General features: G+C 57.0%; 13 protein-coding genes. 4 read left to right on the top strand and 9 right to left on the bottom strand.

The window, feature by feature from the left end; translation table 11 throughout:
• The first annotated feature begins 1 nt into the window (after position 1).
• Positions 2 to 271 (top strand): 30S ribosomal protein S15, encoded by a 270-nt coding sequence (gene rpsO / locus J3362_RS09255; RefSeq protein WP_064230008.1) that lies wholly within the window; start codon positions 2 to 4, stop codon positions 269 to 271.
• A 358-nt stretch (positions 272 to 629) separates the two neighbouring features.
• Entirely contained in the window at positions 630 to 2,744 is a 2,115-nt protein-coding gene (pnp, locus tag J3362_RS09250; RefSeq protein ID WP_502882436.1) for a polyribonucleotide nucleotidyltransferase, read from the top strand.
• An 88-nt stretch (positions 2,745 to 2,832) separates the two neighbouring features.
• Here pnp and J3362_RS09245 read toward each other — a convergent pair whose 3' ends face one another.
• The 3 genes from J3362_RS09245 to J3362_RS09235 form a co-directional block, all read right to left on the bottom strand.
• Positions 2,833 to 3,702, bottom strand: a complete 870-nt coding sequence (locus tag J3362_RS09245) for an alpha/beta hydrolase (RefSeq protein ID WP_349519294.1) — start codon at positions 3,700 to 3,702, stop codon at positions 2,833 to 2,835.
• Entirely contained in the window at positions 3,672 to 5,537 is a 1,866-nt protein-coding gene (locus J3362_RS09240; RefSeq protein WP_349519293.1) for an Lnb N-terminal periplasmic domain-containing protein, read from the bottom strand. Before J3362_RS09240 ends, J3362_RS09245 begins: the two co-directional genes overlap by 31 nt.
• Before the next feature lie 89 nt (positions 5,538 to 5,626).
• A complete protein-coding gene (locus tag J3362_RS09235; protein ID WP_349519292.1) occupies positions 5,627 to 6,091 on the bottom strand; it encodes a DUF3015 domain-containing protein in 465 nt (154 codons plus the stop codon).
• 320 nt (positions 6,092 to 6,411) lie between these two features.
• On the opposite strand from J3362_RS09235, the gene J3362_RS09230 reads away from it, so the two are divergent.
• Positions 6,412 to 6,846, top strand: a complete 435-nt coding sequence (locus J3362_RS09230; protein ID WP_349519291.1) for a hypothetical protein — start codon at positions 6,412 to 6,414, stop codon at positions 6,844 to 6,846.
• 76 nt (positions 6,847 to 6,922) lie between these two features.
• Here J3362_RS09230 and J3362_RS09225 read toward each other — a convergent pair whose 3' ends face one another.
• The 6 genes from J3362_RS09225 to J3362_RS09200 all read right to left on the bottom strand — a co-directional run bounded on the left by J3362_RS09225 (position 6,923) and on the right by J3362_RS09200 (position 12,928).
• The gene (locus J3362_RS09225) at positions 6,923 to 7,624 is read right to left on the bottom strand and encodes an ABC transporter ATP-binding protein (protein WP_349519290.1); all 702 of its coding nucleotides are present in this window, start codon (positions 7,622 to 7,624) and stop codon (positions 6,923 to 6,925) included.
• Positions 7,625 to 7,633: 9 nt separating this feature from the next.
• The gene (livG, locus tag J3362_RS09220) at positions 7,634 to 8,389 is read right to left on the bottom strand and encodes a high-affinity branched-chain amino acid ABC transporter ATP-binding protein LivG (protein WP_014578286.1); all 756 of its coding nucleotides are present in this window, start codon (positions 8,387 to 8,389) and stop codon (positions 7,634 to 7,636) included.
• A 6-nt stretch (positions 8,390 to 8,395) separates the two neighbouring features.
• Positions 8,396 to 9,667, bottom strand: coding sequence for a high-affinity branched-chain amino acid ABC transporter permease LivM (locus tag J3362_RS09215; protein WP_349519289.1), 1,272 nt, complete (start codon positions 9,665 to 9,667; stop codon positions 8,396 to 8,398).
• Positions 9,667 to 10,590 carry a high-affinity branched-chain amino acid ABC transporter permease LivH gene (gene livH, locus J3362_RS09210; RefSeq protein WP_349519288.1) on the bottom strand — a complete coding sequence of 308 codons (924 nt, stop codon included), beginning with the start codon at positions 10,588 to 10,590 and terminating at the stop codon, positions 9,667 to 9,669. The genes J3362_RS09215 and livH overlap by 1 nt, the downstream gene beginning before the upstream one ends.
• Positions 10,591 to 10,752: 162 nt before the next feature.
• Positions 10,753 to 11,865, bottom strand: a complete 1,113-nt coding sequence (locus J3362_RS09205) for a branched-chain amino acid ABC transporter substrate-binding protein (protein WP_349519287.1) — start codon at positions 11,863 to 11,865, stop codon at positions 10,753 to 10,755.
• 154 nt (positions 11,866 to 12,019) lie between these two features.
• Entirely contained in the window at positions 12,020 to 12,928 is a 909-nt protein-coding gene (locus J3362_RS09200) for a TPR end-of-group domain-containing protein (protein WP_088559079.1), read from the bottom strand.
• Between the two features lie 165 nt (positions 12,929 to 13,093).
• On the opposite strand from J3362_RS09200, the gene J3362_RS09195 reads away from it, so the two are divergent.
• Positions 13,094 to 13,588 (top strand): MarR family winged helix-turn-helix transcriptional regulator, encoded by a 495-nt coding sequence (locus J3362_RS09195; RefSeq protein ID WP_008171562.1) that lies wholly within the window; start codon positions 13,094 to 13,096, stop codon positions 13,586 to 13,588.
• The last annotated feature ends 22 nt before the right edge of the window (positions 13,589 to 13,610 follow it).

Genomic DNA, 13,610 nt, shown 5'->3' with positions numbered 1-13,610 from the left:
TATGGCACTTTCTGCCAACGAGAAAGCACAGATCGTTCAGGATTTTCAGCAAGGTGATGGCGATACCGGTTCCCCTGAAGTTCAGGTGGCACTGCTGAGCGCGAACATCAACAAGCTGCAGGATCACTTCAAGGCCAACAAGCAGGATCACCACTCCCGCCGCGGCCTGATCCGGATGGTTAACCAGCGTCGTAAGCTGCTGGACTACCTCAAGCGCAAGAACGCTGACCGTTACCTGGAGCTCATCCAGCGTCTGGGTCTGCGTCGCTAATCCGGGTCTTTACGACCTGAGGGCTGTGCCGGTGTTTCCGGTGGCAGCCGTCAACCAGCAGGCTCCTCACGGGGTCTGCTGGTTGTGTTTTTCTCCCACTGCAGTTGGATTGTCTGTGTGTTCGAAGGATTCCCTGTCGTAATGGAAAGCCGAAATTGATAGCAGGTTGTTGAAAAGCCCGGGCCTGGCGGCCTCTGGAACCGCCGCCTCCGAGACCGGGGTTTTGCAACAGCCTGTTAGCTTTCAGACGGGTTGCTCTTCAGACCACAGCGCATCATCTGCAGACCTATGGTTTCGAGCGCAGGGGCGCCCGGAACGAATCAATCTGGAACAGATAGACCAGGAGTTTTTTGTGGATCTGAAACCTTTCAAGAAATCATTTGAGCTTGGCGGCAAAACCGTCACTCTGGAAACCGGCCGTATTGCCCGTCAGGCAACCGGTTCCGTACTGGTAACCGTCGACGACATTTCCGTTCTCGGTACCGTTGTTGGCGCGAAAGAAGCCAAGCCCGGCCAGCCGTTCTTCCCGCTGACCGTGAATTACTTCGAGAAGACCTACGCCGTGGGTAAAATCCCCGGTGGTTTCTTCAAGCGTGAAGGTCGTCCTTCCGAAAAGGAAACCCTGACCTCCCGCCTGATCGACCGTCCGATTCGTCCGCTGTTCCCGAACGGCTTCATGAACGAAGTTCAGGTCATCACCACGGTCATGTCCTCCAGCAAGAACCAGGATCCGGATATTGCCGCGATGCTGGCCGCTTCTGCTGCGCTGTCCATCTCCGGTATTCCGTTTGATGGCCCCATCGGTGCGTCCCGCGTGGGTTACACCAACGAGCGCGGTTATTTCCTGAACCCGACCTTCGAAGAGCTGCAGACCTCCCTGCTGGACATGGTTGTTGCCGGCACCGAAGACGCGGTTCTGATGGTGGAATCCGAAGCCAAGGGCCTGACAGAAGACCAGATGCTGGGCGGCGTGCTTTACGGCCACCAGGAAATGCAGACGGCGGTTGCCGCTATCAAGGAATTTGCCGCTGAAATTGGCAAGCCCCGTTGGGACTGGCAGCCGGCGGTCGAGAACACCGAGCTGCTCAATGCCATCAAGGCCGACTTTGCCGGCGCTATCGAGGAAGCCTACGGCATTCGCGACAAGATGGCCCGTTACGAGCGTCTGGGCGAAGTGAAGGCCGCTGCCGTTGAGAAACTGGCCGGTGAAGAGGAAGGCCAGCCTTCCGAAGACGAAGTCAAAAAGTACTTCGGCAAGATCGAGAAGAGTGTGGTTCGCCAGCAGGTCATTGATGGCAAGCCCCGGATCGATGGTCGTGATAACAAGACTGTCCGCCCGATCGAAATTGAAGTGGGCGTTCTGCCCAGCGTTCACGGTTCCGCCCTGTTTACCCGTGGCGAGACCCAGGCCATCGTGACCACCACTCTGGGTACTTCCCGTGATGTGCAGATCATTGATGCGCTGGAAGGTGAGCGCAAGGATCCGTTCCTGTTCCACTACAACTTCCCTCCGTACTCTGTAGGTGAAGCTGGTCGTGTAGGAACCCCGGGCCGCCGCGAGGTTGGTCACGGTCGTCTGGCCAAGCGTGGTGTTCTGGCTGTTATGCCGACACTGGAAGAATTCCCCTACGCTATCCGTGCGGTTTCCGAGATCACCGAGTCCAACGGTTCCAGCTCCATGGCATCCGTCTGTGGTTCCAGCCTGGCGCTGATGGACGCGGGTGTACCCATCAAGGCGCCGGTTGCCGGTATTGCCATGGGTCTGGTCAAGGAAGGCGACAAGTTCGCGGTTCTGACTGACATCCTGGGTGACGAAGATCACCTGGGCGACATGGACTTCAAGGTGGCCGGTACCCAGGAGGGCGTAACCGCCCTGCAGATGGATATCAAGATCAACGGCATCACCGACGAGATCATGGAGCTTGCTCTCGAGCAGGCTCACGCCGCGCGTCTGCACATCCTGGGCGAGATGAACAAGGTTATCTCTACCCCCCGTGCCGAGCTGTCTGCACGCGCCCCGAGCATCACCACCATCAAGATCAATCCGGAGAAGATTCGCGACGTTATCGGTAAGGGCGGTTCTGTGATCCGTTCCATCTGTGACGAGACCGGTGCTTCCATCGATCTGGATGATGACGGCAATGTGAAGATCTATGCGGATAACCAGGAAGCTGCCCAGGCGGCGGTGAACCGGGTTAAGGAAATCACCGCTGAGATCGAAGTGGGTGCCATCTACAAGGGCCGCGTTGAGCGCATTGTGGACTTCGGTGCCTTCGTTAACATCCTGCCTGGCAAGGATGGTCTGGTGCACATTTCCCAGATCTCTGACCGCCGCATCGAGAACGTGACTGACGAGCTGAGCGAAGGTCAGGAAGTTCTGGTGAAGGTATTGGATGTCGACAACCGTGGTCGCGTGAAGCTGTCCATGAAGGAAATCAAGGAAGGCGACCAGCCGACCGATTTCTCTGCCTGAGGGACCCCGTCCTGAAAGGTAGGTCGGATTAGCCAAAGGCGTAATTCGACAAACAAAAACCCGCCTTTCCTCTGGATTGGCGGGTTTTTTATTGCGACATAAACCGAATCACTTCCCTCCGATATCCCGGTATAACAAACGTCGCCCCATGGGGCGTATCCGTCTGCAAAAACTCCTTGGGCTCCTCGGCAGCCTCGTAAAGCGCCTCCCCATGATGAAACGGAATAATGCCGTCCCGCACGCTGTGAATGACCATCACAGGAACCGGGCTGATCCGCGAAATATGATCCACACCCTCGTAATCGTCGGGGATAGTCCAGCTCAGCGGAATCTGTAACGGCCAGGTAAGCCAGAACCCATCCAACTTCTCCCGGGCGATTCTACGGAAGCCGGAGAATGTGCCGTCCAGAATGACACCATTCAGGCCTGGCTGTTCCTGCCGTTGGGTCCATTCACTTGCGAGGGCTATTCCCAGTCCACCGCCAAGGCTCTGGCCAAGGATGTACAGTGGCCGCTCACTCACTTCTGGCTTTTCCACCAGCCATCTCAGGCCGGTTTCAACATCATGCAGAGCACCCTCGATGTCCGGATCCCCGGTGGATTTTCCAAAACCCCGGTAGTCGATTGTAAAGACGTTGTAGCCTTTCTCAGGCAGCCAGGCCACGTTGAGGATGTGGCTGCTGACGTTCTGGGCATTGCCGTGGAGGAAATAGACTGTGCCTCTGACGTTATTCTCAGGGACTTCTGCGGGTAGCCACCAGCCATGGAGGGTTTCGCCGTCGGCGGTGTCGAGGTAGATGTCTTCGTATTCGAGATTCAGCCGGTCCGGGGTGATGTAAGTCACTCGATCCGGGAAGAAGAATACACTGCTGCAACCTGATAACAGGAGGAGAGCAACCAGAAGCACGGTCGTCCGCGCCACGGTGGTCAGAAGTAGGCGTGAATTCCGGCGTGCCATGTGCTCTGGTACCTGTCGTAGTGATCTTCGCGGGTGAATTCGGCAAACAGACTGAACTCGCGGCCGATGTGCCAGTTGGCCTTGGCGTAAAGCTGGTCCTGACGGTGCTGGCTGCTGACGATCCAGGCCTTGGTCTTGGCACCGGCAAGCAGGCTGAAGTGGTCGTTCTGGTGCAGCAGGCCGATATCGGCGCCGGGGGCGGCATCGTAGCCCCGGCGCAGGTCGTCATCGATTTCCAGGTCTGCAGTGGCGATGGCGAAGGCCTGAGTCTGGTGGCCCAGGCGCCAACTGCCCCCGGCGCCCCCTTCAAGGTAGGGCGTCAGGACCCGGTCGTTGCCGGTGTCGGTGCGGCGCCCACCAAATCCCACCTGCCAGGACAGCGGCGAGAAAAAAGCGTTCCTCGGGCTTAATGAGCGGATCTCCACGCCAGTCAGCTGTTCCAGTTGAAGCTCGTTATTGTCGGTGTACAGGCGCGCGTCGAGTCGGAGGAACTGAAGCTGGGCACCCGTGCGGTAGCCCGCCGGCGGGTCCAGGACGTCGTGGTAGGCCGGGCGCAGGGTCAACTGGGTGAATTCCCTGTGCGCCTGCTGGCCTGCCCCGAGACTCAGGCGGAAGGTGTCGTGGCCCTGGTCGTCTCTGACAACTGGCGCGGGTGGATCCTCCGGCGGAGCGACGTTATTGATCTGGCTGCGTTCTCTCAACAGGTTATGGGAGAGAGGCGCGGCGATTTCACGGGGCCAGCCGTCGGCCTCGCTTTTGTAGCGAACATAATCGTAGGTGGCGTCCAGAACATGGGCCCTCTGCTCGGGTGGCAGCGAGGTTATTTCACCGCCGTCCGCGTCGACATAACCGTTGGCGATCGCCGCCGCGAGGGTCTGGTGATCGTCGGGCAGGGTCGAGAGACTGTAAGCCACGGAGGTGGCGGCCGAAGGCCGGTAATACACGTCGCTGACCAGATCTTTGTCCACCACCCAGCGAACCGTGTCAGAGGGGATAGCGTGAGTGCTTACTTCGCCCAGAAGGTCGGTGCCGGGTCGAGCGATGTCTATCAGCGCCAGCAGGCGATAGGCGCAATTCTCGTCAAAGAAGTAGTAATCAAAATTGCGGTCCCGTATTTCCCAGGCGTGGGCAATCATCAGGTCCACTTCATCCTGTGTGAGGTTCAGTTTGTATTCCCACAGGTCGCGATGTTCGATGTCCGAATACAACCGGATTTTTTCATAGTAGGGCTGAACCGAGGTGATGCCGGGGTAGCCGCCGAAAATTCCCTTGTAGGCAAACAGCAGTTCACTGTCGTGGGCAGCAGCATCGGCAGCATAGGAAATCGTGTTGGCCAACAGCAGGTTCGTTTCGTCGTCGTCCTGGGGCGGGTCCAGGCGCAGAAACGTATGACCGAACATAGACGACGGGCTGTTCAGGTACGAGGCGGCGAACACCAGGGTCACCGTCTCGGTGTTCAGGGTTTCCGACCATTCCTGATAGCCAGGACACTCAATTTCCGGTAGCGACAGGTCCAGTTGCTGACGAAGCCAGGTCTCCCGGGCGGGGAAACGGCAGCGGGCATGGTCATCGCCTTCGCCGGGCCGTTTGATGGCTTCGAGGGTTGCCTTCAGCTCCGCTTTCGGTGAGTGCTTGCCGTCCTCGCTCAGGAAAAAGGCCGGGTCGTCGGCCTGGCTGGTGTAGCCGTCGCCAAAAGATTCGGGCTGATAGTGGATCAGGGTGAGCCAGGCGGGATCAAGATGAAGGTCGGGCTGGCTCTCAGGCGGTTTCGCCTGGATTGGCAGGCTGACTGCGAGCCAGATCAGAGCTGGCCCAATGCGAAGCATGTTGCCCATGGGTGAGTGCTGCATCCGGGGTTAAACAGGGTAGAGGGTGGAACAATGCGCCGTCCCTGGCGCATGAGAGTCCCTTCAATGAGTCAGTATCAGGCTGCTACGTACTTGCTGAGTGACTCGTTTTTCTCCAGCAGCGCGACGATGGCGTCCACGGCTTCGCCGGAGGTGGTGTCAGAGCTCGGGAAAATGGTGGCAAAGTTGTCTTGCAGCACCTTGCGGAAGGCTCCACGGTCAGCTTCGTCAACGCCCAGAAGTACTGCCAGGGTGTCCAGGTTCTCGCCGGAACCGCGGGACATATCCCGAGCTACCTTGTCGATGTTGCTGTCCATATACATGGCCATGGACTGAACAGACTGATTGGTCTGGCAGCCAAGCGTGCCTGTCGTCATACCAAAGGTCTGGTTACCAAAGGTTCCGTTGGTGGTTGCAGCCAAAACGTGGGGAGCAATGCCGGACTGTCCTTTCCAGATCATGGCACCTACACCACAACCCGGTTGGGCAAAGGCCAGGGAGGAAGCACCCAGAAGAATTGCACCTGCGATCAGTTTTTTCATTATCCACTCCTTTCTGTGGTTTAAAGCTGTCGTCGCAATACACAGTACTGCCCCTGACTTGGCGCAGTACTGCGAAAACGGCCCTGACTGGTCTTGTGGAGACAGGTTGACCGTTGGCTTGAGTATAGATCATTCGTTGATCGGGCAAGGTATTTTGTATGTTTTTTGTTCAAGTCATTGATAAGGTTAAAAATGCTAATATTTTTAAATAACAAATAGTTCTAAAAAAAGGAACGCGCGGTTTTCTTGTTATAAAAATGGAGCATGCGTATAGTGACGCCGGCCACGAAGGCCATGAAACAACACATGGAGACATCATTTTGAAAAAAGTTCTTATCGCATCCTCGCTTGTTCTGGTTGGCGCGCTGTCCGGCTGCAGCTCCCTGAATGTAAGCTCAAACGCTATGCCTATCACTGCTCCCCTGGAAACTAATATTAAGGCTGACATTGAAGTTGGTGAGAAGATCAGTGGTAAAGCATCTGTAACAAAGATTCTGTTCTTCACCATCGCTAACGACAAAGAATTTGCTGATGGCGTAGCATACGGAGCCGGTGCCTCTGCCGGTGGCGCGCTGCCGTTTGAAAATCCGGTCTCTAAGGCTAAGTCTGCTGCTGCCTATAAGGCTATCAAGCAGTCAGGTGCAGATATTATCGTAGCACCGCGTTACACAGTTGAGGCCGAGGACTTCCTCATTTTCGGTACCATCAATGTAACCGTCGAAGGCTACAAGGGCACTATCAAGAGCATTAAGTAATACGCTCTTTGCCCAAAGAAAAAGCCGGAGCATGGCAACATGCTCCGGCTTTTCTGTTTTCAGCAAGTGTCTGCAATCAGCCTCCCAAATAGGCGTTCTGAACGTCCGGGTTTTCCAGCAGATTCTTGCCCGTATCATGCAGCCGAATCTTGCCTGTTTCCAGGACGTAGCCCCGGTCGGCCAGATTAAGTGCCTGGTGAGCGTTCTGCTCCACCAGGAAGACAGTAATGCCTTCTTCGCGAAGCTGACCGATGATCTCGAAGATCTGCTTGATGATCAGCGGAGCCAGACCCAGCGATGGTTCATCAAGGATGATCATCTCTGGCCTGCTCATCAGGGCCCGCCCGATAGCCAGCATTTGCTGCTCGCCGCCGGACATGGTGCCGGCACGCTGATGTTCGCGTTCCTTGAGGCGCGGGAAGAGCTCGTAGACGTGCTGCTGGCTCTTGCGGATTTCGGCCTTGGTGTTGAAGAAACCACCCATGTGGAGGTTTTCCTCCACGGTCAGGCCCGAGAATACCCGACGCCCCTCCGGAACAATGGCGATGCCGGAGCGCATGATCTGCGCGGTGGATTCGTTGGTGATTTCCCGGCCCTCCAGGAAAATGCGTCCTGAACTGGCCCGGGGGTTACCGCAGACGGTCATCAGCAGGGTGGTCTTGCCGGCGCCGTTGGCGCCGATCAGCGAGACGATCTCACCCTTTTTGACTTCGACAGACACCCCGTGCAAGGCCTCGATCTTGCCGTAATGGGTATGGACATCTTCTAGTACTAGCATGTGTTTACCTCAGGCCTCGCCCAGATAGGCTTTGATCACGTCGTCGTTCTGGCGGATTTCTTCCGGCGTGCCACTGGCCAGGGGGCGGCCCTGGTTGATGACGTTGATGCGGTCGGAAATATCCATTACCAGGCTCATGTCGTGCTCAATCAGCACTACGGAAACGTTGTAGTCCTCTTTCAGGCTGATGATCAGCTGGTTGAGTTCCTTGGTTTCCGCCGGGTTGAGGCCGGCTGCCGGCTCGTCGAGCATTAGCAGCTTGGGCTCGGTGACCATGCAGCGGGCAATCTCCAGGCGCCGTTGCTGGCCATAGGCCAGGTTGCCGGCCTCCCGGTTGGCCATGTCGAGCAGGCCTACCCGGTCCAGCCAGTAGGCGGCCCGGTCCAGGGACTTCTGCTCTTTCTTCCGGTAACTGGGTGTCTGGATGAGGCCGGAAATCAGGTTGGTGTTCAGGTGGCGATGTTGTGCCACCAGCAGGTTTTCCACCACCGTCATCTGGCTGAACAGCCGGACATGCTGGAAGGTGCGAACCATCCCCAGACGGGAGATCTTGTAGTCAGGCTTGCCCTGTACTTCCTTGCCCTCGAACAGGATCTTGCCGCCCGTGGGCTTGTAAAAACCGCTCATGCAGTTGAAAACAGTGGTTTTTCCAGCCCCGTTGGGGCCGATGATGGACACAATCTCGTGTTCCTGAACGTCCAGAGACACTTCGTCTACCGCCAGCAGGCCGCCAAAGCGCATGGACAGATTCTGTACTTCAAGCATCGTCTGTCACTCCTGCCTTTTCAGTTCAATATGAATGCGGCGCATGGGCATCAGGCCCTGCGGACGCCAGACCATCATCAGCACCATGGCGGCACCGAAGATCAGCATGCGGTACTCGGAGAACTCACGGGCCAGTTCCGGCAGGATGGTGACAGCGATAGCCGCCAGTACCACACCGATCTGGGACCCCATGCCCCCGAGAACCACGATCGCCAGGATGATGGCAGACTCCAGGAAGACAAACGATTCCGGGCTGATAAAGCCCTGCTTGGAGGCGAATACAGTGCCGGCGAAACCGGCAAAGAAGGCGCCAATGGTAAAGGCGGACAGCTTCACGGCGGTGCGGCTGAGACCCAGTGAACGGGCAGCGATCTCGTCTTCCCGCAGTGCTTCCCAGGCTCGACCTACGGGCATCCGCATGAATCGACGGATCACGAGCGCGGTGAATACCGCCAGAACCAAAGCAATGAGGTACAGGAAGATGACCTTGTGCTCGCCGCTGTAGGCGATGCCGAAGGTTTCGTGGAAGGATGTGTTGCCTTCTTCCTTCACCCTGCGACCAAATTCCATGCCGAACAGGGTCGGATCCGGAATGCCGCCAATACCATTGGGGCCGCCAGTCAGAGTGGTCCAGTTATTGAGCAATATCCGGATGATCTCGCCGAACCCCAGAGTGACAATAGCCAGATAGTCCCCTCGTAGTCGGAGTACCGGAAAACCGAGAACAAGACCGAACAGAGCGGCGAGCAGGGCACCGATGGGCAGAGCCAACCAGAACGAGATGCCTGTGTACTGGGACAATAAGGCAAAGGTATAGGCACCCACGGCGTAGAATGCCACGTAGCCCAGATCCAGAAGGCCGGCCAGACCGACCACCACGTTCAGGCCAAGGGCCAGCATCACATAGATCAGCACCAGTGTGGCCAGATCCACGGAACCGCGGGACACGAAGAAGGGCCAGAACAGGGCAAGAACCACGATGCCGGTGAGTACCCAGGACTCAATCTTTGCCCGACGGTTTTCCGCCATGGGTTCCTTGCTGGATTGTGGCAGCGGCTTGGGAATGCTCTTCAAGGTCCCCATGATCTGTTCCCGGAACATCTGGAACAGGAATACGATCACCGCCGCGAGCAGTACCAGTACGATGGTGCTGGCATCGGCGCCGGTCAGGGTCACGTTGATGCCCTGGGCTTCAAGATTGAAACCAATGATCGGGTAGGAAATGATCAGTGTAATGAACGCACAGAAGAGCGCGTGTCTGAAATTGTTAGCAGCCATTAGATCTTCTCAACCTCCGGTTTGCCGAGCAGGCCGGTGGGTTTGAACAGCAGAATCAGGATCAGCAGGCTGAACGAGATCACATCCTTATACTCACCGCTGAGGTAGCCGGAGGTCATGCTCTCTGCAACGCCCAGTATCAGTCCGCCCAGCATCGCGCCGGGGATGCTGCCAATGCCGCCAAGTACCGCTGCGGTGAAGGCTTTCAAGCCGGCAATGAAGCCGAACAGAGGGTCAACCGAACCGTAGTACATGCCCAGAAGAAGGCCGGCAACGGCTGCCAGCGCTGCACCGATTACAAAGGTTGCCGAGATGATCCGGTTGGTGTCGATGCCCAGCAGGTTCGCCATGCCCAGATCCTGTGACACCGCTCGGCAGGCGCGGCCAGTCCGTGAACGGGATATGAACAGGGACAGGGCTGTCATACAGACCAGCGTGGTGATGAAGATGGTGATCTGCATGTAGGACAGGGACATCTGGAAACCGTCACCGGAACCGAAGTTGAAGCCACCGTCAATCAGGGCCGGGAAGCCGATGTTGCGGGACCCCTGTGCCAGGTGAACGTAGTTTTGAAGGAAGATGGACATCCCGATAGCCGAGATCAGCGGGATCAGGCGATGACGTCCCCGCACCGGCCGGTAAGCCACCCGTTCCACCGCCCAGCCCATGGAGCTGGAGACTAGCATTGCGCAGAGCAGGGCCACGATCAGTATCAGCGGCAGCCAGGCAACGCCCAGCGAGGCGAGGCCGGTAATGGCAATCAGCGCCGTGTAGGCACCGATCATATAGATTTCACCATGGGCAAAGTTGATCATGCCGATGATGCCGTAAACCATCGTGTAGCCGATGGCGATCAGGGCGTAAGTGCTCCCGATCGTCAGCCCGTTAATGAGCTGCTGTGAGAAATAAAGGAGGTCTTGCATTGTTATGGGACTCCGAAAGCCTGCTCCCTCCGCTACCACACGCCGTGCCCGGGATATCCGGGCAGGAAGTGGGGGAGGATCAACAGGAGCCTAGAAAAACACCTTCTCCCGGATCGCGGTGAGAAGGTGTTCTCATGATTACCGTTTGTTAACGATTTTGGCTTAGTTTACCGGAGTTTTGCTTCCATCTGAATGCCATTCGTACACAACAAACTCGAATGACTTCATGTCGCCGGCCTTGTCGTATTCAACAGTACCGATCGGGGTCTGGAAGGTGCCTTCGCGCAGTGCAGCGGCAACATCGAACGGATCGGTGGAACCGGCGGCTTCAATGCCTTCGGCAACCAGTTGAACAGCGGTGTAGGAAGTCAGAACGAACGGACCGGAAGGATCCTCGCCCTTGTCCTGGAATGCCTTCACGAGCGCCTGGTTTTCAGCTTTCTGGTCGAATGCCGGTGGCAGGGTTACCAGGAGACCTTCGGCCGCTTCGCCGGCGATGGTGTTGATGTCCTTGTTACCGACGCCCTCGGGGCCCATGAAGCGGGCATCCAGGCCAGCGGAGTCAGCCTGGCGCAGGATAAGACCCAGCTCCGGGTGGTAACCGCCGTAGTAGACGTAATCCACATCGGCCTGCTTGAGTTTGGTGACGAGTGAGGAGAAATCCTTGTCACCGGCGGTGATACCTTCGAACATGGCGATTTCAATGCCAGCGTCCTTCAGGGTGTCACGAACGGCGGTGGCAATACCTTCACCGTACTGCTGCTTGTCGTGAACGATAGCTACGCGCTCAGGATTCTGGGAGGCAATGTAATTGGCGGCAACCGGGCCCTGCATGCTGTCCAGGCCGATGGTGCGGAATACCAGCTCATAGCCACGCTCGGTGATTTCCGGGCTGGTGGAAGCCGGAGTCACCATCAGGATGCCTTCATCTTCATAGATGTCGGAAGCGGGCTGGGTGGAGCTGGAGCACAGGTGGCCGATCACGAAGCGTACGCCATCATTGACCAGGCTGTTGGCAACGGTAACGGCCTGCTTCGGGTCACACACATCGTCGTATTCGACGGCAACCAGTTCTTCACCCATGACGCCGCCATTGGCGTTGATCTGCTCGATCGCCATACGGGCACCGGAGAATTGCATGTCACCATACTGGGCAACAGGGCCAGTCATGGGGCCGGCAATACCGATCTGGATTTCTGCAGCGGCGTGGCCGGCGCCCATCAGGGCTACGGAAGTACTTACAGCGGTTACGAGTTTTTTTACTGAAGTTCTCATTGAGTCTGTCCTGTTTTATTTCAGGGTTATTCTTGTGTTCTCAGAGAGTTAAACAAACACCACACCTCACTGCTTGTCAAGCAGATGGCTCTGGAGTTTGCTCCGGAACACGGGCCTGTCTGAAAAGGCAAAACCCGTGCCGCTCTGAGCGGTGTCACGCATCCCTGCCGTCTTCTTCATCCTCTGAGACCAGCACCCGGAAGCTCTCATGTTCGCGGAGCTGGTCAAAACTCACGTCTACGGAAGCATCGTCGCGGTATGCCTCGGAAATTTCAATAGCTTTCTTCAAGGTACTGACTGCGTCGTCCCAGCGGCCGATTTCCGCATAGGCACATGCCAACTGATAGTGCGCGTGGCCATTATCCGGTGCAAGCTTCAGCGCCCGCTGGCAGAGACTGATGGCCCACAAAGGTTCCTGCATTTCCAGGACAGCGTCGGCCTTGTAGCTCAGAGCTTCCACATCATCCGGGCGAAGATCCAGAATCTGGTCGTAGGCAGAGATCTTGTTCTGCTGCGAGGTCTCCTGGCTGGCTTTCAGCCACAGGGAATGCACTTCGTTGGTGCGCTCGATCTCGGCCTGGTTCTGGTGAATGATGTCGGATTTCTGCTTGAGCTGATCCTCGATGAACTCAAGCCGCTGCTCATACTCGATCACCAGCTCGTTGACCCGTTTTTCGGCCAGGCTGGTCAGCTGATTGCGCATATCCCGGATGGAGTTCCAGCCGATAACAACGAGAATAGAGGTGGCGCCAGCGATCAGGTAGAAGAAGTAGGTGACGGTGTCGGTGGCGTAGGACATGGTCTTGTCCGCTACCGACAGCTCCTTGTCGACCACCTTTTCGATCAGCTCTGCCCGGGTGTTTTGCATTTCCTTGCGCAACGCTTTGCTTTCTTCCAGCAGGTACAGCTCCACAAAGGGCGTATACATGGGTTCGTCCAGCGTTTTGATGCTCTCTTCCAGATCCTCTGCGGTGAGCTCTTTCTCTGGCCCCAGTTTATCCTGGGCGAGGAGGGTGCCGGCGAATGTCGTCATCAAAAGAAAAGGCAGGAAATACTTGATCATCGGGCGCATTCCGTCCGTCTGTCGTAAGTTGAACAAGTGAGAAACCTTAGCATAGTGGACGGCCGAAAAAATGCCGGGAATCTCCCTGACTTGCAATCGCGGGTGCAAAGACCTCTAATAGTTAGGGGTATAAAGAAATTCCCATGACCGATTCGGAGTATTGCTGTGAACAGTTATGAAGATGTACTGGTGGCTCTCAGGCGGGTTATCCGGGCGACGGACCTTCATTCGAAGCGCCTCAGCAAGCATGCCGGGCTCACGGGGCCGCAGTTGCTCATCATGAGAACGATTCGGGATCTGGGCGAGGTGACTATCGGCACCATTGCAGAAAAGGTCAGTCTCAGCCAGGCGACGGTAACGACCATCCTGGACCGCCTGGAGCATCGGAAACTGGTTTATCGGGTACGCAGCACCCAGGACAAACGTAAGGTTCACGCGCACCTGACCGAGGAAGGCGCAGATCTTCTGGCCCGGGCGCCCAATCCGTTGCAGGAGGATTTCATTCAGAAATTCCAGAGCCTGGCGGAATGGGAGCAAACCATGATTCTGGCCTCGCTTCAGCGGGTAGCGAATATGATGGATGCCGACGACATTGATGCATCGCCGGTGCTGACCGTCGGGTCGGTGTTGAAGGACGATGGCTGGAAAGAGAAAGCCTGAACAGTGGTGTCGGATTACGACC

Origin of the sequence: Marinobacter sp. NFXS11, from assembly GCF_040148675.1 — a bacterium.
In the GTDB taxonomy this organism is placed as follows: domain Bacteria; phylum Pseudomonadota; class Gammaproteobacteria; order Pseudomonadales; family Oleiphilaceae; genus Marinobacter.
This window is presented reverse-complemented; position numbering and strand designations above follow the sequence as displayed.

Bases quoted from the DNA above. Each gene is read 5' to 3' on its own strand.
- livG (WP_014578286.1), bottom strand. From the start codon at position 8,389: ATGCTTGAAGTACAGAATCTGTCCATGCGCTTTGGCGGCCTGCTGGCG.
- livH (WP_349519288.1), bottom strand. From the start codon at position 10,590: ATGCAAGACCTCCTTTATTTCTCACAGCAGCTCATTAACGGGCTGACG.
- J3362_RS09215 (WP_349519289.1), bottom strand. From the start codon at position 9,667: ATGGCTGCTAACAATTTCAGACACGCGCTCTTCTGTGCGTTCATTACA.
- J3362_RS09235 (WP_349519292.1), bottom strand. From the start codon at position 6,091: ATGAAAAAACTGATCGCAGGTGCAATTCTTCTGGGTGCTTCCTCCCTG.
- J3362_RS09205 (WP_349519287.1), bottom strand. From the start codon at position 11,865: ATGAGAACTTCAGTAAAAAAACTCGTAACCGCTGTAAGTACTTCCGTA.
- rpsO (WP_064230008.1), top strand. From the start codon at position 2: ATGGCACTTTCTGCCAACGAGAAAGCACAGATCGTTCAGGATTTTCAG.
- J3362_RS09225 (WP_349519290.1), bottom strand. From the start codon at position 7,624: ATGCTAGTACTAGAAGATGTCCATACCCATTACGGCAAGATCGAGGCC.
- J3362_RS09240 (WP_349519293.1), bottom strand. From the start codon at position 5,537: ATGGGCAACATGCTTCGCATTGGGCCAGCTCTGATCTGGCTCGCAGTC.
- J3362_RS09200 (WP_088559079.1), bottom strand. From the start codon at position 12,928: ATGATCAAGTATTTCCTGCCTTTTCTTTTGATGACGACATTCGCCGGC.
- J3362_RS09245 (WP_349519294.1), bottom strand. From the start codon at position 3,702: ATGGCACGCCGGAATTCACGCCTACTTCTGACCACCGTGGCGCGGACG.